This is a genomic window from Streptomyces polyasparticus (assembly GCF_014493765.1).
GTDB classification, from domain to species: Bacteria; Actinomycetota; Actinomycetes; order Streptomycetales; family Streptomycetaceae; genus Streptomyces; species Streptomyces polyasparticus.
In genome coordinates this window covers 1-584 of the sequence record NZ_JACTVJ010000104.1, presented here as the reverse complement: position 1 = coordinate 584, position 584 = coordinate 1, and the positions used below count along the sequence as shown (strand labels likewise).

The window sequence follows — 584 nt, the reverse complement described above, 5'->3', positions numbered from 1 at the left end:
CAACAAACAAATGTGTCCTTCGACACCTTACCAAGAACTCTTATCAGAATATGCCCTCGATGGGCTTTTTTTGTCACCCAGATTCCAGTTTACCACCAAGATTGGCGCTGGAACTTATGGTTTGATCTATGGCATCCGAGATGTAAACGCTGGAAAGCAATATGCTGTCAAGATGATCCTCAATAATCCTCCTATTCGCCAATGCTTAACCCGTGATGTTGCAGCCAATAAAATCTACATTATGAAAAGAATCCACCATTATTTCTCCATGTGCTATGATCAGGAACCACCAGCACAACTTGATCTCGAAACCATTCGTCAAAATGCCGTTCACTGTCCTTTTTTACGAGAAATAGCATTGCAGTTGGTGGTGCACGATCACCCCAATATCACCACTTTGCACCAGGTTTTGTCGCTCGGAGACGAGGCGGTAGCCATCGTCATGGACTACTATCCCCAGGGAGATCTTTTTGGAAACATCATCGAAAAGGGTCTATTTAGTAATCCTCCTCCTTACCAGAACAGACAAAGACTTATGGCCAATGTGATGCTTCAACTCGTGGATGCCATCAACTACTGCCACC

1 protein-coding gene is annotated in these 584 nt (G+C 44.3%); it reads left to right on the top strand.

The window, feature by feature from the left end; genetic code table 11:
• Positions 1 to 584, top strand: a 584-nt coding sequence (locus tag H9Y04_RS49060) for a protein kinase family protein (protein ID WP_187820148.1), incomplete at both ends; no start/stop codon positions are given.